The sequence below is a fragment of the Rhodococcus sp. BH5 genome (genome assembly GCF_027583855.1).
Lineage (GTDB): Bacteria > Actinomycetota > Actinomycetes > Mycobacteriales > Mycobacteriaceae > Rhodococcus_F > Rhodococcus_F qingshengii.
The window spans coordinates 121,953-147,549 of the sequence record NZ_JAJHVW010000009.1 but is presented as its reverse complement, the minus strand read 5'-3'; the positions used below and the strand labels follow the sequence as shown (position 1 = coordinate 147,549).

Here is a 25,597-nt window from a genome sequence, read left to right as displayed (position 1 = left end):
TGACCATGGACCGTTCGACACGTCGGGTGCGCTCGTGCCTGATTTTCGTGGCGATCCTCGTTGTCGCCCTGGCGGGCATCGCCGCCCGTCCGCCCGGTTTTCTGTCGACCTTCTGGCCCGCCAACGCAATCCTTCTGGGCATTCTCCTCCGTAACCCGCGCTCGTTTGCGCCGATCGGACTCGCTGTCGGCGGCGCCGCGCTGCTGACGGCGGATCTTGCGACCGGAAGCCCCGTGCAGAGGGCCTTCGAACTGAATGCGATCAATCTGGTCGGCGTCACGACAGGATTGATCGCCGCGAACTTGCTCGGCTGCTTTCCGCGGCGAATCTCCGAGACGAAGTACACGGCCAGAATCTTCCTCATCTCGGTTCTGGCGTCGTTCACGGCCGGGTCCGCCAGCGCACTACGCACTCAACTCCACGAAGGAAGCGGTGCGGCAACGGAATTGGTGGGGTGGTTCTTCGCCGACCTGTGTACGTATCTGATCGTGCTGCCGATCGTTCTGTCGGCACCGAGGCTCGAACACATTCGAAGAACCTGCGGGCCGTCCGTGCGGCAGAGTCTGCGCTTGAGGCGGCTCGCACAGATCCTGGCACCTCTGGCCGCTCTCCTGGCCTGTCTGCCACTCGCCCTGGAGGTCCAGGGAGCCCTTGCGCTGCTGCTGCCGATGCCGGCGCTCCTGTGGTGCGCAATGCGTGTCTCACTGTTCAGCACTTCGCTCCTGGCAGCCGGATGGAGCGCGTGGGCACTGGTCATGGCGGGTAAGGGACGTCTGGCACTGGCAGATCCGGTGCACCTACTCAGTGAGGGGGTGACCACCCGGATCTCCGTCATCTTGATGGCACTCTCCCCCATCGCCGTAGCCGTCGCCACTGGCGCACAGCGGCGCGCTGAGCGAGAACTCCAACGCATCGCCGAATGCGACGCCCTCACCGGAACGCTGAGTCGCCACGCGTTCTGGACCCAATCGCAGGAACTCCTCGACGCCCAGCACGCGGCGCAACGACCGATCGCCGTCATGATGCTCGATCTCGACCACTTCAAATCGATCAACGACAACCTCGGCCACCTCACCGGCGATTCGGTCCTCGAACAGTTCGGAAACACCCTCCTCGCCGCTACCGAAGGGCTGGGACTCTCCGGCCGACTGGGTGGTGAGGAATTTGCCGTCGCCGCCGCCGACTGCACCTTCGAGGAAGCCATCCAGCTCGCGGAGCGCATCAGAGAGGCGCAAGAGGCCCACGCGCGATCCATTCGCGGTTTCGCGGGAACGGTCAGTATCGGCGTCGCCTGGGCCGATCGCGCGATGCCGGGCATGGAGACTCTGCTCGATATCGCCGACAACGCGATGTACCAGGCAAAACGCGACGGCCGAAACCTCGTGGTGGCGTTCGATCTCTACATGGCAAGGTGACGTAGGTGCAACTACTCCTGATCCGACACGCGCTCCCCGAACTGGCCGAGGTCACCGAAGGCCGCGCAGATCCCTCGCTGACCGACGAAGGTCGTGCCCAGGCACTACGGCTGCCCGCAGCACTGGCGCCGTACCGGATCACCGGGCTCTTCAGCAGCCCGCAGAAGCGCGCACTCGAGACCGCAGCCCCTGTAGCGCAGATATTGGGCCTTCCGGTCACCCAGCGCGAGGGTCTGGCGGAATACGACTACGAGCAGCCGCACTACATCCCGATGCACGAGGTCCTGGAGCGGGCGCCGGAAACCTATGCGCGCATCAAAGCCGGCTGGCTCCCCGAGTCGGTGGACGGCGACGCCTTTCGTGCGCGAGTCCTCGGTGCGATCGACGAGATAGTCGCGGCAACGGACAACGACGCCACCGTGGCGATCTTCTGCCACGGCGGCGTCGTCAACATCGTTCTGCAGGAACTGCTCGGACTGGAGCGCCCGTTGACCTTCCCGATCGAGTACGTGTCCGTCACGCGCATTCTCGTGTCGCGAAACGGAAGCCGCAGGGTCGGGTCGATCAACGAAACCGGTCACGTACGCAACATGCTTCGCGTGTAGTCACACGTTGTGGCACGCCACCTGATGGCCGCCCTCGACGAGACGCAGCTCGGGAACTTCCTCGGCGCAGAGATCAGTAGCCAGCGGGCACCGCGTGCGGAAGCGGCAGCCACTGGGCGGATTGAGCGGCGAGGGCAGTTCGATGACCTTCTGCTCGACGTTCTGCGCCGCAGTGACGGTGGCGTCGGGATCGGGAATCGACGCCAGCAGTAGCTGCGTGTACGGGTGCAGCGCGCGGTTCTGCATGTCTTCTGCGGGAACGATTTCGCAGACGCGACCCAAGTACATGATCATCACGCGGTCACTGATGTTCTTCACGACGGCCATGTTGTGCGCGATGAACAGCAAAGACAGCCCGTGACGCTTCTTCGCGTCCTCGAGCAGGTTCAGAATCTGCGCCTGCACGGACACGTCGAGGCTCGAGACCGGCTCGTCACAGATCAGGACCTTGGGGTCGAGCATCAATGCGCGGGCGATGCACACGCGCTGGCACTGACCACCCGAGAGTTCGCGTGGGGTTCGATCCCACACCATGTCCGGGTCCAGCCCGACCTCGGCAAGAACCTCGCGCGCCCGAGCTTCGATGGCAGCCTTGTCTTTTCCACCCCAGATCGACGGACCCTCGGTGATGAGAGCCTTGACCTTGCGACGGGGATTCAGGGAGGAGATGGGATCCTGAAAGATCATCTGCAACTGAGTGCGGCTGCGACGCAATTCTTCCGCGCCCAGTGCCGTCATTTCCGTCTCTCCGAGGCGGATCGAGCCCGACGTCGGTGAGGGCAACTGCATGATCGCCCGGCCCGCCGTGGACTTGCCACAGCCGGATTCACCGACCACGCCCAAGGTTTCGCCCGGCGCGACGGTGAAGCTGATTCCGGACACGGCGTGAACCGTCTGCCCCTTGCCGACGTTGAATTCGACAACCAAGTCCTCGACCGTCAAGGCCGCGTCCACAGTCTCGGACTGCCTGGTATCGGTTGCTGCAGTCATCAGACCATCTCCTTCACCGCGAGCGTCAGGCCCGCTGCGGTAGTGCCGGCCTTCTCGTTGGCGACCAATGCCGTTGTGCCTTCAGGGGTGTCGACCGGGTAGTGGCACGCGAACGTGTGGCTTTCGGTTGTGTTGTCCCCCGGTCCGCCGGGAGCCAGGGCCGGGTCGCCGGTCAGGCAGTCGTCCTGGGCGTAACGGCAGCGAGCCGCGAAGCGGCAACCGGTGATCGGCTTCGTCATGTCCGGGAGTCCACCCGGAATTGTCTGCAGCACTGTGTGCGTCGGCGATTCGAGTCGCGGAATCGCGGCCATCAGCGCTTCGGTGTACGGATGACGCGGACGAGTGAACAACTCTTCGGTCGCCGACGTTTCCACGACGGAACCGGCGTACATGACGGCGACGCGATCCGATCGTCCCGAGACCACACCGAGGTCGTGGCTGATCAGGATGACGGCCATGTTGAGCTTGTCGTTGAGCGAGGCGAGCAGGTCGAGGATCTGCTTCTGCACGGTCACGTCGAGAGCTGTGGTCGGCTCGTCCGCGATCAGCAGTTTCGGCTCGCAGGCCAGGGCCATCGCGATGACCACACGCTGACGCATACCGCCCGAAAGTTCGTGGGGGTACTGATCGAGCCGACGCTTGGGCTCGGGGATACCCACCATCGACAGGAGTTCCGCAGCGCGATCGCGGGCCGCGTCCTTCTTCAGACCCAGGTGGAACTTCAAGGATTCGGTGATGTGGGTACCGATGCGCTTGAACGGATTGAGCGAGGTCATCGGATCCTGGAAGACCATGGCGATCTCGGGTCCCCAGAAGTGCTTCATCTCCGACTTCTTCATCGTCGACATGTCGCGGCCGGCAAACGTCACCGTCCCGCTGATGTCGAGAGCCGGACCCTTCTGGAGCAGTCCCATGATGGTGCGCCCGAGAACCGACTTGCCGGAACCGGATTCACCCACGATGCCGAGAGTCTCGCCGGCGGAGACGTGGATCGAGACACCGTCGACTGCTCGCAACTGGCCACGGGGAGTGGCGAATACGGTTCTGATGTTGTCCGCCTGCAGCAGCGGAACGCCGTTCTGAGCTGAAGTGGTCACAGCTTACTCCGATACTTCTCGCCGATGAGGTTGAAGGAGAACACCGTCAGGAAGAGGAAGACGCCTGGTACCAGGACGATGAACGGATGCTTCTCCACGATCCCGCCCTGACCTTCCGCAATCATGTTGCCCCAGGTCGGATCAGGTTGTGCGATACCGAGTCCGAGGAAGCTCAGTGAGGCTTCCGCGACGATCAGGCCGGAAACGGCCACCAGTCCGAGCGCGGCGACGGGAACGAGGACGTTGGGAACCAACTCGCGCCAGATGACGCGCCATTTGGTGGCGCCCATGGCTCTCGCGGCAAGCACGAACTCGCGTTGGGCGACGACGATGGTGTTTGCCCTGGCGATTCGAACCATGCTGGGAATGCAGAGAATCGACAGTGCGAGGGTGATGTTGCGCAGGTTCGACGTGAGCACCGCGGCCAGTGCGATGAGCAGCACCAGAGAAGGAATGGCCAGCAGCGAGTTGGTCAGGATTCCGACCACGGCGTCGACCTTGCCACGGAAATAGCCGGCCATGACGCCGATGGTGCCACCGATGATCATGCCGATCAGCACGGCGCAGATGGCGACAGTCAAGGAGGCGCGAGCACCGAACAGGGCGCGGGCGAGGAGGTCGAGACCGAAGTTGTTGGTACCCAACGGATGATCGGAGAGCAGGCTCGGCGAGGCGAAGCCCGGCTCGGCCAAGGTCTTGACCGTGTCCTTGTACTCACCGAGTGGCAGCAGCGGCGCGAAGATCGCGGCCAGGATCAGCGCGCCCAGCCAGATGCACGCCAACCAGTACGAGAGATCGAACTGACTGCCCCACTTGGACGTACCGAGTTTGCCGAGACCCTTGAAGAGGAAAACCAGGGCAACGAGCGCGAGCACGATGCGGACGGTCATCATGATCGCTGAACCGAAGAGTGCGGTGCCGAGCAGCGCAACGCCGACCACTGTGAGAATCGATCCGATCAGGACCAGATTCTTGGGCTGTTCCAGCGTCTCGACGGGACCGGGAGCCAGCAGGACTGTCTGCTGCCGGTATGTCATCACCTCGGACGGGGCCGGCGACGGAGCCGCTCCGTCTGGCGTCACTTCAGACATGGACACGACGACTCCTCGGGTCAAGATAGGTGTACAGAACATCGATCGCACTGTTGACGAGGACGTAGATGACCGCGATCACGACCACCGCGCCCAGCAGCATCGGCGAATCACCCTGCTGCGCTGCGCGGACGATGAGCGTGCCCATTCCGGGCAGCGAGAACAGCGTCTCGACGATCACGGTGCTGCCGATCATGCCGCCGAGAGCCAGACCCATCATCGTGATGAGCGAGAACGACGACGGGCGGAGCGCGTCACTGAAAAGCACTCGCAGCGTGGGCATTCCCTTGGCCTTCGACGCGAGGATGTAATCCTCACGGAGCGTCGTCACCAGGTCGGATCGGAGAACGCGAGTGAACATCGCCATCTCGAGGAGGCTGATGGTGATCGCGGGAAGTATTGCGTGTGAGAGGTTTCCGGAGAGGCTGTCGCCGATGCGCACCCACTGTGATCGCGGGAACCAGCCGAGCCAGTTGACGGTGACCATGATCAGCAACAGACCGGCGAGGAAGCTCGGGACGGAAAGAACACCGAATGTCGCGGCGCTGATGACGCGGTCGATGACGCCGCCTTCGTGGTGCGCCGACCAGAGTGCGAGCGGAACTGCGACGACGAGTGCGATGACCAGACCCATCACTGCCAACTGAACGCTGACGGGGAGAGCGGAACTGATCGCGGTGAGGACGTCCTGCTGCGGGGGAACGAGCGAGTTGCCGAGGTCGCCCTGGAGAGCGCTGGTCAGCCAGTCCCAATAGCGAACCAGGAGTGGATCGTTGAGTCCGAGCTGCTGCCGAACTTCCTCGTACTCGGCAGGCGTTCGGCCTTCACCGAGAACGGAGACAGCGGGATCGCCGGGGATCAGTGATGCCAGCACGAAGGTTCCGAAGCTGACGATCAGGATCACAATGACGAGCTGGCCCAATTTCTTACCTATTGCGCCGATGTTCATCGATTTCGTCTCCTTCGGACAGCGAGCTCGCAATACACAGCAGTTCCTCTGATTTCATTTCTTCGTTCGCAGCCGGCCCCGATCCGCTGCAATACGGGCGCGGGGCCGGCTGTGAACTTCAGGCTCTCTAGGACTTCCAAGCTCCGTCGAAGAGCACGATTCCGTCGAGGCTCTGCTCGAGTCCGTGAACGTTCTGGTTCCACACGTCGAGTGCGGCGACGTTGCCCCACACCTGCCACGGGACGGTCTCGTTGGCGCGTTCCTGGATCTGTGCCAGGACTGCCTTCTTGTCCTCGTCGGTGGTTGCGACGCCCAACTTGTCCAAGAGAGCATCCATTTCGGCGTCGGAGTAGCCGGTCGCGTTGTTACGGCCACCGGACTTGATGCCCGTGTACAGACGCTCGTAGGGATCGGCCTCGGCGAGGCTCAGTGCTGCGGTGCTCATGTCGTAGTCGTGATCGGCGTACATCCGCTTGACCAGATCACCTGCACCGGTGACGTATTCGATCTGAGCGTCGAAGCCGACTGCGTTGAGCATCGCCTGGATGGCCAGAGCCGTTGCCTGTGCGGACGGTTCCTGGATGGAGAGGAAGGTGATCTTTCCGTCGTAGCCGTCGGCCTTGGCCTGATCGAGCAGTTCCTTCGCCTTGGCGGGATCGACGCCGATCGGTGCGACGTCGTTGTGCCAGCGCGAGGTGTCCTGGAAGATCTCCTGGCCGGGCAGTCCCTTGCCGTTGTTGACGCGGGTGTTGAGCGTCTCCGGATCGACGGCCAGCGCCATCGCCTGGCGGACACGGACATCCGAGCCCGGGCGGCCCGGGGCCATGTTCACGTTGGCGATGTAACCGAGCGACGGGATGTCGACGAAGCCGGGGTAACCCGACTCGATCAGATCCAGGATCGGGGTGAGCGTACGCATGTACGCGGCGTCGATGCCGCCCGTCTTGAGTGCTTCGGCGGTGGGCTGAGCTCCGACGATGCTGATCAGCTTGAGCTTGTCGATGTTCGGTGCGCCGTCGTAGTAGTCGGGGCGAGCAGCCAACAGCAGTTCCTCGTTGGGAGCGAACTTCTCGAGGGTGAAGGCGCCGGCGCCGATCGGGGTGAACTGGTCACCCTGCTGGGCGCTCGGGGCGACGATCATGCCGGGTCCGGTGGCGAGCATCGACTGGATGCCTGTCCACGGATCAACGAGGTTGAAGACCACGGTCGTCGCGTCGGGGGTGTCGATCGAGGCAACCTTGGAAGCCCACAGGCTCGACTGAGGTCCCTTGTTGGTGACGTAGCGGTTGATGCTGTCGGCGACGGCCTTCGAGTCGAGAGCTGTACCATCGCTGAACTTCACACTGTCGCGGAGCTTCAGCGTCCAGGTCTTGCTGTCCGAACTCGCTTCGAGCGACTGAGCGAGCTTGGGCTCGAACTTCTGCCCGATGGGGTCGTAACGCATGAGCACGTCGTAGATGGCGCTGAGCTCGCTGCCACCGGTGGCGCCGGCAACCTGAGCCTTCGCGGGATCGAGAGTCGTGACCGCCGAGTAACCGCTGAACGTCAGCGTGCCGCCCTTGGTGGGAGTGCCGGGATCAGCCTGCTCGTTGACCATGCCGATCTTCAGCGAGGAACCGGAATCAGCGGATTCGCCGCCGCCATTGCTCGAGCCGTTGTCGGCGCACGACGCCAGGAACATACTTGCGGTGATCGCCAGCGCAGCCGCAGCCAATCTGCGACTTCCGCGGCGGGAACTACGACTCATTCGAATGCCTCCAAGGCGGGGTAAGACCGTGACGTGATGTTGAACACGAAACAGTCTGTGATGGGAGGCACAGAAAATTGGATCGAGTCTCGCTCAGTGGAATCGGTTAAGTTGCAGGCCTCAACAGTCAGGTAAACCGACCCTGGCCAGCGGTTACCTTCGTGGACAGCAGACCAGCCGGTCTAGTCCCGGTCGAGCGTCGCTTCCTCGAGATCGAGCTCGCGAAGCACCTTCCGGAGGACCTCGTCGTCGATCCGGCCGGCATCGCGTTCGGCGATGAAGACGCCTCGCTCGGCATCGATCATCTCGAGGCGCAGCGAGCGGAAGGCGTTCGACGGGCTCTCCCCCAGATCCTCGTCGCTGCGTCCCAGTCGCTCCCACGCCGAGTTCGCGCGGTGGGTGTTCCAGCTTCGCAAGATGTCCGCGGCACGATTGCGGACCTGAGGGACGTCGTCGGCGTCGGCTCCGACCAATTCGTCCAGCCGCGCCGCAGCGGCCCGTGCAGCCTTGTCCTGGGCTGCCGCCTCGGCGCGTGCGTCGGACTGCTCTTCGTCCCCCTGCACGCCGAGGACACGGATCACCCACGGCAACGTCAGGCCGTGCAGCAACAGCGTGCCGACCACGACGACAAACGTCAGGAAGAGGATCAGCGAACGGCCCGGGAAGTCCTCACCACTGTTGACCGTCAGCGGAATGGCGAAGGCAGCTGCCAGCGACACGACCCCTCGCATACCGGCCCACGACACGACGAACACCGCCCGCGCCGAAATCTCCGGCTCCCTCGCTCGAATACGCGGCGACAGCCAGCGCGGTACGTACGTGAACGGGAACACCCAGGCGATTCGGACCACCACGACGGTCACGAGAACGGCAACCGACGCCCAGACGACGATCGAAGTGCTGTACCCCTGCAATCCGTTGACGACGCTGGGCAATTGGAGACCGATCAACAGGAAGACGAACGACTCCAGGATCAGGTCGACGGCCCTCCACACTGCCGTGTCCTGCAAACGCGTCGCATAACTCGCACGGGTGGAGCGCTGGCCGAGGAACAATCCGGCTACGACGACCGCGATGACGCCCGACGCGTGGACCTCTTCCGCAGCCAGGTAGGTGAAGAACGGCACCACCAATCCGATTCCGCTCTCCATCACCGGATCCTGGAGCTTGCCGCGAACCTTCGAGATGACGAACCCCACCGCGAGGCCGATCACCGTTCCACCGACCGCCGCGACGAGGAAGGTCTCGAAGCCGCCGATCAGCGTCGCACCCGTACCGACGGCAGCCGCGAGAGCGACCTTGTACGCCGTCAGAGCGGTGGCGTCGTTGAGCAGGCTCTCCCCGCCCAGCAGGGTCATGATCCGGCGCGGCAGGCCGAGCTTGCGTCCGATTGCGCTCGCGGACACCGCGTCCGGCGGCGCCACGATGGCGCCGAGAACCAGAGCAGCCGCTATCGAGAACTCCGGCACGATCAGGTAGGCGACAAAGCCCACCGCAGCCGTCGTCGCCAGGGGAAGCCCCACCGCGAGAAATCCGATCGGACGCAGATTCGAGCGCAAAGCCAGGTATGAACTGTCCAGTGCTGCCGAGTACAGAAGTGGAGGCAACACGACGAACAGGACGAGGTCGGGATCGAGTTCCAATTCCGGAACACCCGGTATCTGACAGGCGATCAAACCGACCAGGACGAGGATCAGCGGCGAAGACAGCCCGAACCTTCGCGCGACCGCCGCCACCAGCAACGCCGCTACTACAACCCCCAGTAATATGCCGTTCACCCTGGCAGCATGCAGTATGGAAGGCGATGAAGAAAATCCTGAAGCGAGCAGCAGCCCGCACACAGCAGCCCGCACCCGCTCCCACCGGTTGCGAGGAACTAACCAATGCGCCCGAAACGGACCCGGCGGCGCTTACGCCCGGCGTCTGCCAGGAGTGCGCCGAGTTGGGCGAGGATAACTGGTCTCACCTGCGCATGTGCCTGTCCTGCGGCCACGTCGGATGCTGCGATTCCAGCCCTCATCAGCACGCCACCAACCACTACCGCGAAACCGGGCACCCGGTCATGCGCTCACACGAGCCCGGCGAATCCTGGCGCTGGTGCTACGTCCACGATCTGATGGACTGACCGCGCGCGACTGGCGGTGCACTGCGCATAGTGCCCACCTGTCACGGCGCACAGCCCTCGGTGTTGCGCACATTGCTCAATCCACCGGGTAGCTATTGCTCAATCTGTATGCCGATGATGGACTTTGACGCAGAATCTGCACAACAGATCGACAGGTGCGGCTGGACTTTGCCGCACCGAACGGTTCGGCCTCAGGAAGTCCTGCCAAACATCACAACCACATCGTCGGCCCCACGATCTGGGGTACAGGCGGTGCGGTGATCGATGTCCACTACTGAAGGCAGGACCGGCCGTGAACAGCCCCAACATCGACCAGAACGCTCCCGAGTCACTGGCGGAGATCGAGAAGCGCGTTCTGTGGTTGTCGACCGCGATGATCCATCACGCCAACCGTGTCCGTCCGAATCCCAGTGGGCTCAAGGTCGGCGGCCATCAGGCCTCGTGCGCGTCGATGGTCTCGATCATGACGTCCCTGTGGTTCGGCCAACTTCGTTCCGGCGACCGGGTTTCCGTCAAGCCGCATGCGGCGCCGGTGCTCCACGGCATCAACTATCTCCTCGGTGAACTCGACGAGTCCTACCTGACGACTCTGCGCGAATTCGGGGGCCTGCAGAGCTACCCGAGTCGATCGAAAGATCCTGATCCGGTGGATTATTCGACCGGTTCGGTGGGCATCGGCGCGACGGCTCCCATCTGGGGCGCCATCGCTCGCCGATACGTCGACGCCTCCCTCGGCGGCGCCGGAACCGGGCGTCAGTACTCCCTGGTCGGTGACGCCGAACTCGACGAGGGCGCGGTGTGGGAAGCAGTTCTCGATCATTCGGTTGCCGAACTGGGTGAGATCGTGTGGATAGTCGACCTCAACCGCCAATCACTCGACCGGGTGGTGCCGAACATCGCGGCAACCCGCCTGGAGCGCATGTTCTCGGGTGCCGGTTGGCAGGTCATCACCGTGAAGTTCGGTGCGCTGCTGGAATCACTGTTCACCCGGCCGGGCGGCACCGCGTTGCGCGAACGAATCCTGGACATGCCGAATCCGGAGTATCAGCGTCTGCTGCGATGCACGGCCGACGAGGTACGTCTGAGACTGCCCGGCGACGCGGCGGACGCCGACGCGATCACGGCGCTGATCGACGACCTCGACGACGCCACGGTGCTCGAGGCCATCCGCAATCTCGGTGGCCACGACCTCGACGCTCTGCGAGAGGCGTACGCACAGATCGACGACACCCGTCCCACCGTGATCATCGCGTACACGATCAAGGGTCGGGGTCTGCCGACGCAGGGTCATCCGCAGAACCACTCGTCGCTGCTCACCACCGAGCAGTTCGAGCACCTGGCGTCGGAACTCGGCATGGATCCGTCGAAGCCCTGGGAACGGTTCGAGACCGACAGCCCGTCCGGCCGCATCTGCGCCGAAACCGCTGGGCGCCTGACTCGCCCGAAGGTGGAGCATCTGGTGCCCCCGGCAGTTCCGAAAGACATCGGCCGTACGCCCTCCGGCACGTCCACCACTCAGGCAGCTCTGGGCCGGGTACTACTCGACCTGAGCCGCGAAGCGCCGGACGCCGCGAAACGTGTTGTCACACTGAGCCCGGACGTCAGTTCCACCACCAACCTCGCAGGCTGGCTGAACAAGGTCGGCGTGTGGTCCCCCGACGAGCGGCACAACTGGTTTGCCGACGACGCCGAAACGATCATGCACTGGCGTGAGAAGCCCACCGGTCAGCACATGGAACTCGGCATCGCCGAGACCAACCTGGTCGGGTTGATGGGCGAACTCGGTGCGACCTGGAGTCGTTGGGGCCAGCCACTCTTCCCTATCGGTGTGATGTACGACCCCTTCATCGAGCGGGCTCTCGAACCGTGGTCGTACGGCATCTACGCCGGTGGACAGTCGATCATGGTCGGCACTCCGTCGGGCGTCACCTTGGCCGCCGAAGGTGGTGCGCACCAGTCGATCAAGACCCCATCCATCGGACTGGAACAGCCGGGTTGCGTCAGTTTCGAACCGGCATTCGCCGTCGACGTCGAGTGGACGCTCCTCGACAGCATCGGACGCCTCGGTCGCCCGGACGGCAGCTCGTCGTATCTGCGCCTGTCGACCCGCCCGGTCGATCAGGCCCTGGCCGCGGTACCGACCGATCCGGCTGCGCGAGAACGCCGCCGACGTCAGGTGGTCGCCGGGGCATACACACTGCGGCACAACCCTGATCCGGCCGTCACCCTGGTCGGCATGGGTGCCACCGTCACCGAAACACTGGTCGCAGCCGAAAGACTGGGCGAGCAAGGTATTTCCGCCGACGTCGTGTGCGTGACCAGCCCCGGCTTGCTCTTCGAAGCGCTCCAATCGCGGCGCGGCCTCGCGGACGGCCCGTCGTGGATCCTGGATCAGGTCTTTCCGAGCAGCCGGTCCGCGCCGATGGTGACTGTTCTCGACGGACACCCGCACACCCTCGCGTTCCTGACGGGAATCAACAACGTTCCGGGCGCTGCGCTCGGAGTGAGCCGGTTCGGTCAGGTCGGTTCACTCGAGGACGTCTACCGATACCACGGCCTCGACTCCGACAGCATCGTCCGCGCTGCCCTCGATCTCACTTCTTGATCTATCCCGCTCTCTGATGCCGAGAAGCGTCCCCGCAGGGACGCTTCTCGGGTCCAGTCAGTTCTTCAGTTCTTCAGTTCTTCAGAAGCCTTCAGTTCTTCCAGGCCTTGTCGAAGAACATGATTCCGTCCAGGCTCTGCTGAATGCCGTGGACGTTCTGTCCCCACACACCGAGCCACGGGGTGTTGCCGTAAACCTGCCACGGCACAACCTCGTTGGCGCGCTCCTGGATCTTGGCGAGCACCTCGATCTTCGAGTCGGTCGACGTCGCGACACCCAATTGATCGAGCAGCGTATCCATCTCGGGGTCGGAGAAGCTCGTGGCGTTGTTCCGTCCACCCGACTTGAGATTGGAGTACAGACGCTCGAAAGGATCGGCTTCCGCGAGGCTGGCGGAACCTGTTGCCATGTCGAAGTCGCGGTCGGCGTACAAACGCTTGACGACGTCGGCAACCGAGTTGACGTACTCGATCTGGAAATCGAATCCGACGGCGTTGGCCATCGACTGCAGTGCGAGAGCCATCGCCTGCGCCGAATTCTCCTGCAGCGTCAGGTATGTGATCTTGCCGTCGTAACCGTCGGCCTTGGCCTCGTCGAGAAGCTGCTTCGCCTTGGCGGTGTCGACGCCGATCGGAGCGACGTCGTTATGCCAGCGGGAGGTGTCCTGGAAGATGACCTGTCCGGGCAGACCCTTGCCCTCGTTGAGTCGGTTGTCGAGTGCGACGGGATCGGTTGCGAGCGCCAATGCCTGACGGATGCGCACGTCGGCACCGGGACGACCGGGTGCCGTGTTGACCAGCGACAGGTACGACAGCGACGGAATGTCGACGAAGCCCGGGTAGCCGGAGTCGATCAGATCCAGCACGTTCGGTAGCGAACGCATGTATGCGACGTCCGTGCCGCCGCTCTTGAGCGATTCAGTGGTGGACTGCGAACCGACAATGCTGATCAACCGCAGCTTGTCCACGTTCGGGGCACCGTCGAAGTAGTCCTCCCGAGCGTCGAGGATCAATTCCTCGTTGGGAGCGAACTTCTCGAGGGTGAAGGCACCCGCGCCGATCGGGGTGAACTGATCACCTTGCTGGGCGCTCGGCGCGACGATCATGCCGGGGCCGGTGGAGAGCAGTGACTCGATACCGGTCCACGGGTCGACGAGATTGAAGACGACCGTCGACGGATCCGGAGTGTCTACCGACGCGACCTTCGACGCGTACAGACTCGACTGCGGTCCCTTGTTGGTGACGTAGCGATTGAGGCTCGCCGAGACGGCCGCCGAATCCACCGGCGTCCCGTCGCTGAACTTCACACCGTCACGCAGTTCGAGGGTCCACGTCTTGAAGTCGGAACTCGGCTCCATCGACTCTGCGAGCTTCGGAACGAATTCCTTGGATGCCGGGTCGTACCGCAGGAGCGTGTCGTAGATCGCGCCCAACTCCGAACCGGCGACCGAACCGGCGATCTGAGTCTTCGCCGGATCGAGATTGGTGACGGCGGAGTACCCGCTGAACGTGAGGGTGCCGCCCTTGACCGGATCGCCCTCGCCGGACTGCTCGTTGACCGGGCCGATGGACAATCCCGAACCGGAGTCCGGTGCGTCGCCGCTCCCACCCCCGTTCCCGCTGTCAGCGCACGACGAGACGAACAGGCCGGCGGAGACTGCCAGCGCGACGGCGGCAACCTTGCGGTGACCGCGCCGAGAACTGCGACTCATTCAAAACCTCCAGGTCAGAAACTGTGATGTGAAGCATTGTCGAGACAGTTTGTGACTTAAGGCACAGGTATTAGTCGCAGGTCCCGCTCAGTGGAATGGAGCGCGAAGATTGGTCAGTTTTCGAGCGACATTCGCAGGTCAGACCCTTAGCGAAGGTCAGGAATTCATTCTGATTCAGGCGCCTTTCAACGGATGAATCGCCGGAGCGCCGTCGAGAAGTGGTCCGGCGGCGGCCAGCGCGGCCTGCAGATGCGGGGACTGCATGTGAGCGTCCAACTCCTCCTGCCCGCGCCAAGTTTCGATCGTGACGAACGTGCCGGGCGCAGCCGCTGACTCGAACAACTCGTACGACACACAGCCGTCCTCGGACCGACTCGCCTCCGCGAGAGTTGTCAGAGCCGATCGGACGTCGTCCTCGGAACCGGACTTGGCCGGGATGGTTGCAACTACACGAAGCTCGCTCATCGGATACCTTTCGCAGAGGGGAAGTCAGCTAGAGACACACGCCACAAACGTACACACGAAAAGGGCAACCAATGGGGCTACTCAAGGACGTCACCGGCTGGCGACGCGGAACGAAGTTGCAGCGTCGACTGCGCGATCTCACCGGCACGCTGGTGGTGATCACCGGTGCGGGCAGCGGCATCGGGCGTGAAACGGCCCTCGCCTTCGCCGCCCAGGGAGCTATCGTCGTGGTCTCCGACATCAATCTCGAAAGCGCGCAGGACACTGCGGCACTTGTAAACATCCCTTCGCAAGCGGGCGGCGCCGAAGCAGTGTTCGGTGGCGGTGCCCACGCCTATCAGGTGGACGTGTCCGACGAACAGGCCGTGATTCGGTTCGCGGAGACGGTCGCGGCACATCACGGCGTACCGGACATCGTCGTCAACAACGCCGGAATCGGGTTCTCGGGAACGTTCGCCGACACCGAGCAGCGCCAGTTCGAGCGCGTCATGGACATCAACTTCTGGGGAGTTGTCTACGGCTGCCGGGCCTTTACCCCGATGATGATCGACCGGGGAACAGGTGGGCACGTCGTCAACCTGTCCTCGGCCGCCGCGTACACGCCACAGAAGGCGCTCACCGCGTATTCGACAAGCAAAGCAGCGGTATTCATGCTCTCGGATTGCCTACGGGCAGAACTGCTTCCACACGGCATCGGCGTCAGCACCATCTGCCCTGGCCTCGTTCACACGAACATCCTCAAAACCACCGAATTTGCCGGGACCACCGCCGAGGAACAACTCGAAAATCAAACCAAGGTCGACAACTTCTACCGCAAGCGGAACTTCACTCCTGATCGAGTGGCCAGTGCCATCGTGAAAGCAGTTCGCACGAACAAGGCCGTCGTGCCCGTGACCGTCGAAGCCAAGCTCGGACGCACGATCAGCCGGTTGTCTCCCGGGTCGATGCGCGTCGGAGCTCGGTTCGAGATCTAGGTCAGCTTCCGAAACTCAGGCTGCCCGTGAAACCCTGCTGCACATCGGCTTCCGAGCGGGGAAGAACCTCGTAGGTGCTGGCGTACTGGCCACTGAAACCGGTGACGGTGATCGGGCGTCCGACGGCGACGGCATCGAGGTCGATTCCGGTCTGTGTGTTGACGAAGATGACGGTGTTTCCCTCGGCGCCCGAGACCAGGATCTTGTGACCGTACGGCAGATCGTCGACGACGGGTCCGCTCACGATTCCGGACACCGTCACGAGACGACCTTCGCTACCCTCACCGATTGCATTGAGGGGCAGTCGCGCCGGGCTGATCTGGGAGGTCGTGCCGATTACCTCGACGGCAGTCGGGCGGACGACGAGCAGGCCTTCCTGATCCGCGAGGACTCCGGTGACCTGAACCTGATCGCCGAGAGCAATCCCGGAGTTGTTCGGATCGCTGATGTAGATGCCCGAATTTCCGCTCTGGAGACCAAAGCCCTTGTCGTAGAAGCTGGATTCGAAGACTCCCGACGGCGTAGTCGCGGTTCCCACGACGGTGACCGTCGTTCCGATGGCCTGCGCACGGGCTGCCGCGATGGAGTCCGCGGACACCTCACCGACGACTGCCGCCGGCTCCGCCGTTGCCGCAGTACCGACAAACATCGTGGCCGCGGCCGCAACTGCCAGTGCTGTCACACCCCGGCGCAGGACCGGACTCGCAAGAACGCTGTCTCGAAACATGTTTGAGGACTCCCCTGTGATTTCGTGGCCGCGCAGGTCCTCCTGATGGAGTCCGCCTTCACCCACCCTGAGGCACAGGTTATTACAGGTCGGACGCCGCAGCGGTGGTGACAGTCCGTCACCACCGCTGCTTCAAGGCATCCGAGTTTTCAGGAACCGGAGCTTCCGGACGAACCGCTCGAGCCACTGGAACCGCTGGATCCTGTTCCGCCACCGAGATCGTCGAGAGGATCGCTACCGGTGAGGCCGCCCGGGTACAGGTAGGCGTCGGAGATCGTGCTGAGCGAGGTTCCCGACGTGGCCGGTACCTTTGCTCGCCAGTTGACGATCGGGTTCAGCACTCCGAACGGTCCGCAACCACTGGCGGCGGGCAGCGCGAAGCCGGTGGCCTGGTTCCCGACCGGGCTCACCTTCAGTGCATTGTCCGGGAGCACCGTGTAGGTCGGTACCACCGACGGGTCAGGCGCGAGACGAAGATTCACCGGCGCAGCCGCGGAGCCCAGGTAGCAGTTGTCACCGAGGAACGCGTTGTTGATCTTCATCCGCACCGGGATGCTCAGATCCATGTCGGTGATGATTCCGTTGAGGGTCGGCGCAGCCGTTGCCTCCACTTCGGCGGTGACTGCGGCCAGGCCGAAGAGATTGCCGAACGGAAGATCGATTCCCAGGACTCCACCCGGAACGGTCAACGGCTTGGAGTAGACACCGTTGTGTCCGTCGTCGCGCGGGAGAAGAACGGTGGACTCACCTTCACCGGAGCCGGCCTCGGCGGCGATGATCATGTCGCCTTTTCCGATCGGGAGGTTGAAGCCGTTGTTGTCGAAGGTTCCGCTCTGAACCACAACCGACACACAGGATTCGGCAGTAGCCGGACACACTGCGGCACCGGGTATCGAATTGTCGACCGGATCCTGAGCCGAGGCCATCGGCGCCGCGAACGCGAGGACCGCACCTGCGGTACCTGCAATGACGGCCACGCGCGTGCCGAGACGTCTGTTGCCGTTCTTGTGAGATTTCTGCACTGATTTCTCCCTGCCGTTTATGTGATGGGGGACGAAACTCGCAGTCATTGCTTGTGTTTCGACCGCCGCCGACAAGGTCTTTGCGGTGTGCTCCTACTCACAAGTAACAACTGAACAGATGTATATCACAGGACTTCGACTTAAAAACAGGGCAAAAGGGAGTTTCCTTAAAACGGACAAAATAGGCGGTACGGTATGTAACACTCACGGGTGATGAACACGAACAGACTGGTCCTCTGCGTCGCGGCAGCGGGCCTACTCCTCAGCGGCTGCAGCAGCCAATCCGACAGCGACGCATCGGAATCCACTTCTGCGGCCACCAGCACGTCGGTTGCGGCGACGTCGAGTTCGACTGCCCCCAGTACGCTTCCCGAATTGCCGACCAGCCCACTCGCCGCACCTGCGGAAGCAGCGCCGAGCATCGTCGAATCGACTCCGCCGGCGGTGTCACTACCGGTAGCGCCTCCGGCGAACGCACCGATCGACGCACGCTCACCGGAAGAGATCGTCGCGAACGCGGGCGAGAAGGGACAGCGGTACATCGCCGCTCTGCGTCTGGCCGGGATCCCGCCCGCCGGAATGGATTCCGCCGAGATCCTCTACGCCGACGGCACCTGCAAGGCGCTCGCTGACGGTATGCCTCGGTCCGAAGTGCTGGCGGAGTTCAACTCCGTCGGCGAGGTGTACTCACAGATCACGCCGATGTCCTCGCAGCGCGTTGCCGAGATCTACGTCGACACGGCGGAGCAGACGTACTGCTGATCAGGCCTTGCCGGCCAACCAGCCGTGCAGCCAGGATGTAGCCGAATTGCCTGCGCCGTCAACGACGTAACGCGTGTAGTCGGTGTGGACCTGCGAGCCGTAGAAGTCGACCAACTGATCGATGCGCCGCGAGTTCGCGCCCGGATCGAGCTGGGCCATCAAAGCGGGGAGACCGCCTGCGGTGATCAGATCATTGACGATCACGGCGGCCTCGTCGCGCAGCGCGAGCGCACTGGCCGGAGTGGGATCGGACGCCTGAGCCATGAATCCGGCCAGACGCATCACGAAATCGTCCTTCGGCGTCGAGCAGTACAGGTCACCGACCGCGCACAGCGTCACCGTTTTGCCTGACAGCCAACCGAATCCACCGATGCGAGGGCCGCTGGCACCGTTACCGCCGACAGCGGGGCCGATCAGGACGTCGGACTCGGAACGACGGGGATCGGACAGCAAGCCGACGCCCTCGACGCGAGTCGGGGGGACCACGCCGATGCCGGTTCCGATCTCGGCGGCGAGATCGCCTGCCGCGTCGGCGCCCTGGCTGTATCCGACGATGGCGAAGCGAGTGTCACCGCACGAGGCGGCCATGGCGCCGATCATGCCGCGGGCATTGTCGACGGCCTGCTGCTTCGACTTGGCGTAGACGTTGGACTCCCACGGGAAGGCCGTCGCCGAGTAGGTGACGTAATCGGTGCGAACGGAGCCCGGAAGCCCGTTGGTCACCGGGGCGAGCATGCCGGCGCCGGGCCTGGTGCCCGAGGGCTCCCAGGTTCCCGGGATGGCCACGACGTACAGGCTGGGGCAGGGATCAGCCGACGCCACGGGAGCACTGACAACCGGTACCACTACTGCCGCAGCAAGTGCCGACAACACCGCAACGAGACGCCTCGCACGCATGAAACTCCCCTGTTTTACCTTCAGCAACCCATACACCACTATCGGTGCTCCGGAATCATGCTGTCTGGGCGTTGTGTCTGTCCGATGCACGATTGATGAAGGTTTGTTACAGATCGTGCGAATTGCTTGCAGAAACAAAGCCGCACCCCACCGAATGCGGTGGGGTGCGGCTTTGTGAGAGCCTCTAGCGCTGCGGAGCCGCTGTCGGGTGGATCGGTGACGGAAGGGCCGTGACACCCTCGAGGTAGGTGTCCACAGCGGCTGCTGCGGAACGTCCCTCGGCGATGGCCCAGACGATCAGGGACTGGCCGCGGCCCATGTCGCCGGCCACGAACACGCCGTCGACGTTGGTGTTCCACTTCGACGTGCGGGCGACGTTGCCACGCTCGTTCAAGTCGACACCGAGATCGGTGAGCAGACCCGGCTTCTCGGGACCGACGAAGCCCATGGCCAGGAGCACGAGATCGGCTTCGAGCTCGAAGTCCGAGCCCTCGACCTTCTCGAAGCGACCCGACTTCATCTCGACCTCGTGAGCCTTGAGTCCGGTGACCTTGCCGTTTTCACCGACGAAGTTCTCGGTGTTGACGGAGAACAGACGCTCGCCGCCCTCCTCGTGAGCCGAAGCCACGCGGAACATGAGCGGGTACGTCGGCCACGGAGTCTGCTCGGCGCGAGTCTCCGGCGGACGCGGCATGATCTCGAACTGGTGGACGCTGGCCGCACCCTGACGGTGCGAGGTGCCGAGGCAGTCCGCTCCGGTGTCGCCGCCGCCGATGATGACAACCTTCTTGCCCTCAGCGGTGATGGTGGGAGCGTCGAGGTCACCCAACTGCACGCGGTTGGCGATCGGCAGGAACTCCATCGCCTGGTGGATGCCGTCCAGTTCGCGGCCCGGGATCGGAAGATCGCGAGCTGCGGTGGCGCCGCCGGCCAGAACCACTGCGTCGAACTGCTCACGCAGCTCCTCCGCGGTGATGTCCACGCCGACATTGACGTTGGTCTTGAAGACGGTGCCTTCGGCTTCCATCTGCTCGAGACGGCGGTCGATGTGCCGCTTCTCCATCTTGAACTCGGGGATGCCGTAGCGCAGCAGGCCGCCGATGCGGTCTGCCCGCTCGAAGACCGTCACTGCGTGACCGGCGCGGGTCAGCTGCTGCGCTGCAGCCAGACCGGCCGGACCACTGCCGACAACCGCAACCTTCTTGTTGGTGGCGTGCGCGGCGCGAACCGGCTTGACCCACCCTTCGTCGAAGGCCTTGTCGATGATCTCGACCTCGACCTGCTTGATGGTGACCGGATCCTGGTTGATGCCCAGGACACAGGACGCCTCACAGGGTGCGGGGCACAGACGACCGGTGAACTCCGGGAAGTTGTTGGTCGCGTGCAGACGCTCGATGGCGTCGTGCCAGTGGTCCTTGTAGACCAGGTCGTTCCACTCGGGAATCAAGTTTCCGAGAGGGCAACCGTTGTGGCAGAAAGGAATTCCGCAGTCCATGCAACGGCTGGCCTGGGTCTTGAGGGTTTCCTTCGGGAACTCCTCGTAGACCTCTTTCCAGTCGAGCAGGCGCAACGGCACCGGCCGGCGAACCGGAAGTTCGCGCGACGTGTGCTTCAGGAAGCCGCTTGGATCACCCACGAGCTGCCTCCATAACTGCCTCGTCCACGTTCTTGCCATCCTTCTCTGCGGCCGCGATGGCCAAAAGAACCTTCTTGTAGTCGCGGGGCATCACCTTTGCGAAGTGACCCACCTGCTGCGACCAGTCAGCGAGGATGCGCGTGGCAACCTCGGAGCCGGTTTCGTCGCGATGACGTTCGATGGCGCCCTTCAACCAGGTGAAGTCGTCGCCCGAAAGATCCTCGAGGTCCACCAGTTCGGTGTTGAGGTTCTTCTCGAATGCCTTGTCGGGGTTGTAGATGTACGCGACGCCACCGGACATGCCGGCGCCGAAGTTACGTCCGGTGGCTCCGAGGATGACCACCTTTCCACCCGTCATGTACTCGCAACCATGATCGCCCACACCCTCGACGACGGCAGTGGCGCCGGAGTTACGGACTGCGAAGCGTTCGCCGACGACACCGCGAAGCAGAGCCTCGCCGCTGGTGGCGCCGAACAGGATGACGTTGCCACCGATGATGTTGTCCTCGGCGACAAAGCCTTCCGCTGCATCGAGCGGCGGGCGTACGACGATGCGTCCACCCGAGAGACCCTTGCCGACGAAGTCGTTGGCGTCGCCGTGCAGGCGCAGGGTCATACCGCTGGGCACGAAAGCACCGAAGCTGTTACCGGCGGAACCGGTGAACGTGATGTCGATGGTGCCCTCGGGCAAGCCCTCTCCACCGAACGCCTTGGTGACCTCGTGGCCGAGCATGGTGCCGACCGTGCGGTTGACGTTGGTGATCGCGGACTCGAAGGAGACCGCCTCACCCTTGTCGAGTGCGTTGCGGGCCGAGACGATCAACTGCTGATCGAGTGCCTTGTCGAGACCGTGATCCTGCGTGCCGGTGCAGTGGACGTCCTGGTCCATGAACGCGGACTCGACCTGGGTGAGGATCGGCGACAGATCGAGATTGCCTGCCTTGCTTCCCTTCCAGTGATCGAGAGCGCGCGTGGTGTCCAGCATGTCGACCTGGCCGACGGCTTCGAGCAGCGTGCGGAAGCCGAGTTCCGCGAGAAGCTCGCGAACCTCTTCGGCGATGAACATGAAGAAGTTCTCGACGAATTCCGGCTTGCCACTGAAACGCTGACGCAGCAACGGGTTCTGCGTCGCGACACCGACGGGGCAGGTGTCGAGGTGGCAGACGCGCATCATGATGCAGCCCGAGACCACCAGCGGTGCGGTGGCGAAACCGAACTCCTCGCCGCCGAGCAGGGCAGCGACGACGACGTCGCGACCCGTCTTGAGCTGGCCGTCGACCTGCACGACGATGCGGTCACGGAGACCGTTGAGCAGCAACGTCTGCTGGGTCTCGGCGAGGCCGAGTTCCCACGGTGCGCCCGCGTGCTTGACGGAGGTCAGCGGGGTGGCACCGGTGCCACCGTCGTGACCGGAGATCAGAACGACGTCGGCATGTGCCTTGGAGACACCGGCCGCGACGGTTCCGACGCCGACCTCGGAGACCAGCTTCACGTGGATGCGGGCCTGCGGGTTGGCGTTCTTCAGGTCGTGGATCAGCTGAGCGAGATCCTCGATCGAGTAGATGTCGTGGTGCGGCGGCGGCGAAATCAGCCCGACGCCAGGCGTGGAGTGCCGAACCTCGGCCACCCACGGGTACACCTTGTGAGCCGGAAGCTGGCCGCCCTCACCGGGCTTGGCTCCCTGCGCCATCTTGATCTGGATGTCGGTGCAGTTGCTCAGGTAGTGCGAGGTGACACCGAAGCGTCCCGACGCGACCTGCTTGATGGCACTGCGACGCAGATCGCCGTTCTCGTCCGGCGTGAAGCGCGACGGATGTTCGCCGCCCTCACCGGAATTGGAGCGGGCACCCAGACGGTTCATCGCGATGGCGAGAGTCTCGTGAGCCTCGGCGGAGATGGAGCCGTAGCTCATCGCACCCGTCGAGAAACGCTTGACGATCTCGCTGGCCGGCTCGACCTCGTCGATCGAGATCGACGGCCGCTTGCCGATGTTGAAGTCGAACAGACCACGCAGAGCGGCAAGGCGCTCCGACTGGTCGTTGACCATGGTCGTGTACTCCTTGAACACCTCGTACTGACCTGTGCGAGTTGCGTGCTGGAGCTTGAAGACCGTGTCCGGGTTGAACAGGTGGTACTCGCCTTCACGACGCCACTGGTACTCGCCGCCGACCTCGAGCTCGCGGTGAGCGCGCTCTTCGGGGCGATCGAGGTATGCGACGGCGTGACGTGCCTGGACGTCGGCTGCGATCTGGTCGAGGCCGATGCCACCGAGCTGCGACTGCAGACCGGTGAAGTACTCGTCCGTCAGCTCCTGCGAGAGGCCGATGACCTGGAACAGCTGAGCACCGGTGTACGACGCGAGCGTCGAGATGCCCATCTTGGACATCACCTTCAGGACACCCTTGCCGGCTGCCTTGATGTAGTTCGCGATGCCTTTCTCGAGGGTCAGACCCTCGAGCTCGCCGTTCTGCAGGAACTCGTCGATGGTCTCGAAAGCCATGTACGGGTTGACCGCTGCGGCACCGAAGCCGATGAGGAGCGCCATGTGGTGCACCTCGCGGGCGTCGCCGGCCTCGACGATGAGGCCGACCTTGGTGCGCGACTTCTCACGAACCAGATGGTGGTGCACGGCCGAGGTGAGGAGCAGCGACGGGATCGGTGCGTAGTCCTCGGTGGACTCACGGTCCGAGAGCACGACGATGCGTGCGCCGCCCTCGATTGCCTGCGAGACCTGGTACTTGATGCCCTCGAGCGCACGACGGATACCGTCGCCGCCTTCCTTGACGGGGTACAGGCCACGGATCACGACACTGCGGAAGCCCGGGAATTCGCCGTCGTCGTTGATGTGAACGAGCTTCGACAGATCGTCGTTGTGCAGGATCGGCTGCGGGAGCGCAATCTGCTTGCAGGAGTCCGCATTCGGGTGCAGCAGGTCGCCCTCGGGTCCGATGGTCGCGCCGAGGCTGGTGACGACCTCTTCACGGATCGCGTCGAGAGGCGGGTTGGTGACCTGAGCGAAGAGCTGCGAGAAGTAGTCGAACAGCATCCGCGGACGTGACGAGAGCACGGCGATCGGAGTGTCGGTACCCATCGAGCCCAGTGCCTCGGCACCGGAGAGAGCCATCGGCTTGACCAGCAGGTTGACCTCTTCGTTGGTGAAACCGAAGAGCTGCTGGCGCAGGACGACGCGCTCGTGCGACATGTACGTGTACGGACGGTCCGGCAGGTCGTCCATGTGGATCAGACCTTCGTCGATCCACTGCTGGTACGGGTGCTCGGCAGCGAGTTCGTTCTTCAGTTCCTCGTCGCTGATGACCCGGCCCTGCGCGGTGTCCACGAGGAACATGCGGCCGGGCTGGAGGCGGACCTTGCGGACAACCGTGGACGGATCGATCGGCAGGACGCCGACCTCCGACGCCATGACGACGAGGCCGTCTTCGGTGATCCACAGACGCGACGGACGCAGACCGTTGCGGTCCAGCACGGCGCCGATGACGGTGCCGTCGGTGAAGCACACCGACGCCGGTCCGTCCCAGGGCTCCATGAGAGCCGAGTGGTACTCGTAGAACGCCCGACGAGCGGGGTCCATGCTCTCGTGCTTCTCCCAGGCTTCGGGGATCATCATGAGAACTGCGTGCGGCAGGCTGCGACCGGCGAGGTGCAGCATCTCGAGCACCTCGTCGAAACGAGCGGTGTCGCTGGCGCCCTGGGTGCAGATCGGGAAGATCTTGTCCAGGTTCTCGCGGCCACCGAAGACGTCGCTGTCGATGAGGGACTCGCGAGCGCGCATCCAGTTCTCGTTGCCGGTGACGGTGTTGATCTCACCGTTGTGAGCGACCCGTCGGAACGGGTGCGCCAGCGGCCACGACGGGAACGTGTTGGTGGAGAAGCGCGAGTGGACCAAGCCCAGTGCGCTCTCGACACGATCGTCCTGCAGGTCGAGGTAGAAACCCTTGAGCTGCGGGGTGGTGAGCATGCCCTTGTAGACGAACGTCTGGCCGGACAGGCTGGGGAAGTACACGGTCTCGCTACCCGGGCCACCCTTGCCGGCGCCTTCGGAGCCGAGCTCGTGCTCGGTGCGCTTACGCACCACGTATGCACGACGCTCGAGATCCATGCCGGTGTACTTGTCACCCTCGGAACCGATGAAGATCTGACGGAACGTCGGCATCGCGTCGCGCGCCAGTGCGCCCAGCGAGGAGTCGTCTGTTCCGACCTCGCGCCAGCCGAGAACCTTCAGGCCCTCTTCGACGACGATCTTCTCGACTGCAGCAGCAGCCTCGTGTGCATCGGCGTCGCCCTGCGGGAGGAATGCGATACCGGTTGCATACGCGCCTTCGGCGGGCAGCGCGAAGTCCACGACAGCTCGGAAGAACTTGTCGGGAACCTGCAGCAGAATGCCCGCACCGTCACCCGTGTTGGGTTCGGATCCGGCAGCGCCGCGATGCTCGAGGTTGACCAGAGCGGTGATCGCCTTTTCGACGATGTCCCTGCTGCGGCGACCATGCATGTCGACAACAAATGCGACTCCACAGGAGTCGTGCTCATTGGACGGGTGATAGAGGCCCTGGGGGCCTGGAAGTTGCTTCATACCCAGCCTTCGTATGCCATAAAGATGCACCGACGACCAGCAGCGCTGATGGCCATCAACTTGCAATGCAAGTCCTTCAAAGCACCGACACGACGATGTGTTCGGTACCACCGAAGTAGCCGCCCTGCGCAGACGCGATGGTGTGCGTTCTGGCACCCGGCGACGTGAGTCTTCGGTCGGTTGAAACT

At 63.6% G+C, this 25,597-nt stretch carries 19 protein-coding genes; 6 read left to right on the top strand and 13 right to left on the bottom strand.

Features of this window, described 5'->3' with window-relative positions; translation table 11 throughout:
- Positions 1 to 5 precede the first annotated feature (5 nt).
- On the top strand, positions 6 to 1,415 hold the full coding sequence (locus RhoBH5_RS22450; protein WP_270008815.1) for a GGDEF domain-containing protein: 1,410 nt from the start codon (positions 6 to 8) through the stop codon (positions 1,413 to 1,415).
- A 5-nt stretch (positions 1,416 to 1,420) separates the two neighbouring features.
- Positions 1,421 to 2,020, top strand: a complete 600-nt coding sequence (locus RhoBH5_RS22445; protein WP_003943544.1) for a histidine phosphatase family protein — start codon at positions 1,421 to 1,423, stop codon at positions 2,018 to 2,020.
- Here the strand turns inward: RhoBH5_RS22445 and RhoBH5_RS22440 are convergent, their stop codons facing one another.
- The 6 genes from RhoBH5_RS22440 to RhoBH5_RS22415 all read right to left on the bottom strand — a co-directional run bounded on the left by RhoBH5_RS22440 (position 2,021) and on the right by RhoBH5_RS22415 (position 9,672).
- A complete protein-coding gene (locus RhoBH5_RS22440) occupies positions 2,021 to 3,010 on the bottom strand; it encodes an ABC transporter ATP-binding protein (protein WP_151097451.1) in 990 nt (329 codons plus the stop codon). It abuts the gene before it with no gap.
- On the bottom strand, positions 3,010 to 4,107 hold the full coding sequence (locus tag RhoBH5_RS22435) for an ABC transporter ATP-binding protein (RefSeq protein ID WP_003943600.1): 1,098 nt from the start codon (positions 4,105 to 4,107) through the stop codon (positions 3,010 to 3,012). The genes RhoBH5_RS22440 and RhoBH5_RS22435 overlap by 1 nt, the downstream gene beginning before the upstream one ends.
- A complete protein-coding gene (locus RhoBH5_RS22430; protein WP_230359944.1) occupies positions 4,104 to 5,198 on the bottom strand; it encodes an ABC transporter permease in 1,095 nt (364 codons plus the stop codon). Before RhoBH5_RS22430 ends, RhoBH5_RS22435 begins: the two co-directional genes overlap by 4 nt.
- Positions 5,191 to 6,147 carry an ABC transporter permease gene (locus tag RhoBH5_RS22425; protein ID WP_003943571.1) on the bottom strand — a complete coding sequence of 319 codons (957 nt, stop codon included), beginning with the start codon at positions 6,145 to 6,147 and terminating at the stop codon, positions 5,191 to 5,193. Before RhoBH5_RS22425 ends, RhoBH5_RS22430 begins: the two co-directional genes overlap by 8 nt.
- A gap of 127 nt (positions 6,148 to 6,274) precedes the next feature.
- Complete coding sequence (locus RhoBH5_RS22420; protein WP_221742474.1) at positions 6,275 to 7,894, bottom strand: ABC transporter substrate-binding protein; 1,620 nt, start codon at positions 7,892 to 7,894, stop codon at positions 6,275 to 6,277.
- A gap of 182 nt (positions 7,895 to 8,076) precedes the next feature.
- Positions 8,077 to 9,672: a Na+/H+ antiporter gene (locus RhoBH5_RS22415; protein WP_030536674.1), complete on the bottom strand. Its 1,596-nt coding sequence runs from the start codon at positions 9,670 to 9,672 to the stop codon at positions 8,077 to 8,079.
- A 26-nt stretch (positions 9,673 to 9,698) separates the two neighbouring features.
- Between RhoBH5_RS22415 and RhoBH5_RS22410 the strand changes: the two genes are divergently transcribed.
- Positions 9,699 to 10,019 (top strand): UBP-type zinc finger domain-containing protein, encoded by a 321-nt coding sequence (locus RhoBH5_RS22410; RefSeq protein WP_003943615.1) that lies wholly within the window; start codon positions 9,699 to 9,701, stop codon positions 10,017 to 10,019.
- Between the two features lie 292 nt (positions 10,020 to 10,311).
- A complete protein-coding gene (locus RhoBH5_RS22405) occupies positions 10,312 to 12,624 on the top strand; it encodes a transketolase-like TK C-terminal-containing protein (RefSeq protein WP_042453341.1) in 2,313 nt (770 codons plus the stop codon).
- A 91-nt stretch (positions 12,625 to 12,715) separates the two neighbouring features.
- On the opposite strand, the gene RhoBH5_RS22400 is transcribed toward RhoBH5_RS22405, so the two are convergent.
- Both RhoBH5_RS22400 and RhoBH5_RS22395 read right to left on the bottom strand, forming a co-directional pair.
- Complete coding sequence (locus RhoBH5_RS22400) at positions 12,716 to 14,335, bottom strand: ABC transporter substrate-binding protein (protein ID WP_042453342.1); 1,620 nt, start codon at positions 14,333 to 14,335, stop codon at positions 12,716 to 12,718.
- Between the two features lie 174 nt (positions 14,336 to 14,509).
- The gene (locus tag RhoBH5_RS22395) at positions 14,510 to 14,800 is read right to left on the bottom strand and encodes a putative quinol monooxygenase (protein ID WP_003943546.1); all 291 of its coding nucleotides are present in this window, start codon (positions 14,798 to 14,800) and stop codon (positions 14,510 to 14,512) included.
- Positions 14,801 to 14,871: 71 nt separating this feature from the next.
- On the opposite strand from RhoBH5_RS22395, the gene RhoBH5_RS22390 reads away from it, so the two are divergent.
- A complete protein-coding gene (locus RhoBH5_RS22390; protein ID WP_003943614.1) occupies positions 14,872 to 15,774 on the top strand; it encodes an SDR family NAD(P)-dependent oxidoreductase in 903 nt (300 codons plus the stop codon).
- A 1-nt stretch (position 15,775) separates the two neighbouring features.
- On the opposite strand, the gene RhoBH5_RS22385 is transcribed toward RhoBH5_RS22390, so the two are convergent.
- Both RhoBH5_RS22385 and RhoBH5_RS22380 read right to left on the bottom strand, forming a co-directional pair.
- Positions 15,776 to 16,501 (bottom strand): hypothetical protein, encoded by a 726-nt coding sequence (locus tag RhoBH5_RS22385; RefSeq protein ID WP_042453658.1) that lies wholly within the window; start codon positions 16,499 to 16,501, stop codon positions 15,776 to 15,778.
- Between the two features lie 149 nt (positions 16,502 to 16,650).
- Entirely contained in the window at positions 16,651 to 17,523 is an 873-nt protein-coding gene (locus tag RhoBH5_RS22380; protein ID WP_270008814.1) for a hypothetical protein, read from the bottom strand.
- Positions 17,524 to 17,736: 213 nt separating this feature from the next.
- Between RhoBH5_RS22380 and RhoBH5_RS22375 the strand changes: the two genes are divergently transcribed.
- Entirely contained in the window at positions 17,737 to 18,285 is a 549-nt protein-coding gene (locus tag RhoBH5_RS22375) for a DUF732 domain-containing protein (RefSeq protein WP_270008813.1), read from the top strand.
- Here the strand turns inward: RhoBH5_RS22375 and RhoBH5_RS22370 are convergent, their stop codons facing one another.
- The 3 genes from RhoBH5_RS22370 to gltB form a co-directional block, all read right to left on the bottom strand.
- Positions 18,286 to 19,182 carry a cutinase family protein gene (locus RhoBH5_RS22370; protein WP_007735797.1) on the bottom strand — a complete coding sequence of 299 codons (897 nt, stop codon included), beginning with the start codon at positions 19,180 to 19,182 and terminating at the stop codon, positions 18,286 to 18,288. It lies immediately after the preceding gene.
- A gap of 184 nt (positions 19,183 to 19,366) precedes the next feature.
- Positions 19,367 to 20,818 (bottom strand): glutamate synthase subunit beta, encoded by a 1,452-nt coding sequence (locus RhoBH5_RS22365; RefSeq protein ID WP_270008812.1) that lies wholly within the window; start codon positions 20,816 to 20,818, stop codon positions 19,367 to 19,369.
- Positions 20,811 to 25,409 (bottom strand): glutamate synthase large subunit, encoded by a 4,599-nt coding sequence (gene gltB, locus RhoBH5_RS22360; RefSeq protein WP_270008811.1) that lies wholly within the window; start codon positions 25,407 to 25,409, stop codon positions 20,811 to 20,813. Before gltB ends, RhoBH5_RS22365 begins: the two co-directional genes overlap by 8 nt.
- Between the last annotated feature and the right edge of the window lie 188 nt (positions 25,410 to 25,597).

Bases quoted from the DNA above. Each gene is read 5' to 3' on its own strand.
- RhoBH5_RS22450 (WP_270008815.1), top strand. From the start codon at position 6: ATGGACCGTTCGACACGTCGGGTGCGCTCGTGCCTGATTTTCGTGGCG.
- RhoBH5_RS22440 (WP_151097451.1), bottom strand. From the start codon at position 3,010: ATGACTGCAGCAACCGATACCAGGCAGTCCGAGACTGTGGACGCGGCC.
- RhoBH5_RS22430 (WP_230359944.1), bottom strand. From the start codon at position 5,198: ATGTCTGAAGTGACGCCAGACGGAGCGGCTCCGTCGCCGGCCCCGTCC.
- RhoBH5_RS22425 (WP_003943571.1), bottom strand. From the start codon at position 6,147: ATGAACATCGGCGCAATAGGTAAGAAATTGGGCCAGCTCGTCATTGTG.
- RhoBH5_RS22420 (WP_221742474.1), bottom strand. From the start codon at position 7,894: ATGAGTCGTAGTTCCCGCCGCGGAAGTCGCAGATTGGCTGCGGCTGCG.
- RhoBH5_RS22410 (WP_003943615.1), top strand. From the start codon at position 9,699: ATGAAGAAAATCCTGAAGCGAGCAGCAGCCCGCACACAGCAGCCCGCA.
- RhoBH5_RS22400 (WP_042453342.1), bottom strand. From the start codon at position 14,335: ATGAGTCGCAGTTCTCGGCGCGGTCACCGCAAGGTTGCCGCCGTCGCG.
- RhoBH5_RS22395 (WP_003943546.1), bottom strand. From the start codon at position 14,800: ATGAGCGAGCTTCGTGTAGTTGCAACCATCCCGGCCAAGTCCGGTTCC.
- RhoBH5_RS22390 (WP_003943614.1), top strand. From the start codon at position 14,872: ATGGGGCTACTCAAGGACGTCACCGGCTGGCGACGCGGAACGAAGTTG.
- RhoBH5_RS22385 (WP_042453658.1), bottom strand. From the start codon at position 16,501: ATGTTTCGAGACAGCGTTCTTGCGAGTCCGGTCCTGCGCCGGGGTGTG.
- RhoBH5_RS22375 (WP_270008813.1), top strand. From the start codon at position 17,737: ATGAACACGAACAGACTGGTCCTCTGCGTCGCGGCAGCGGGCCTACTC.
- RhoBH5_RS22370 (WP_007735797.1), bottom strand. From the start codon at position 19,182: ATGCGTGCGAGGCGTCTCGTTGCGGTGTTGTCGGCACTTGCTGCGGCA.
- gltB (WP_270008811.1), bottom strand. From the start codon at position 25,409: ATGAAGCAACTTCCAGGCCCCCAGGGCCTCTATCACCCGTCCAATGAG.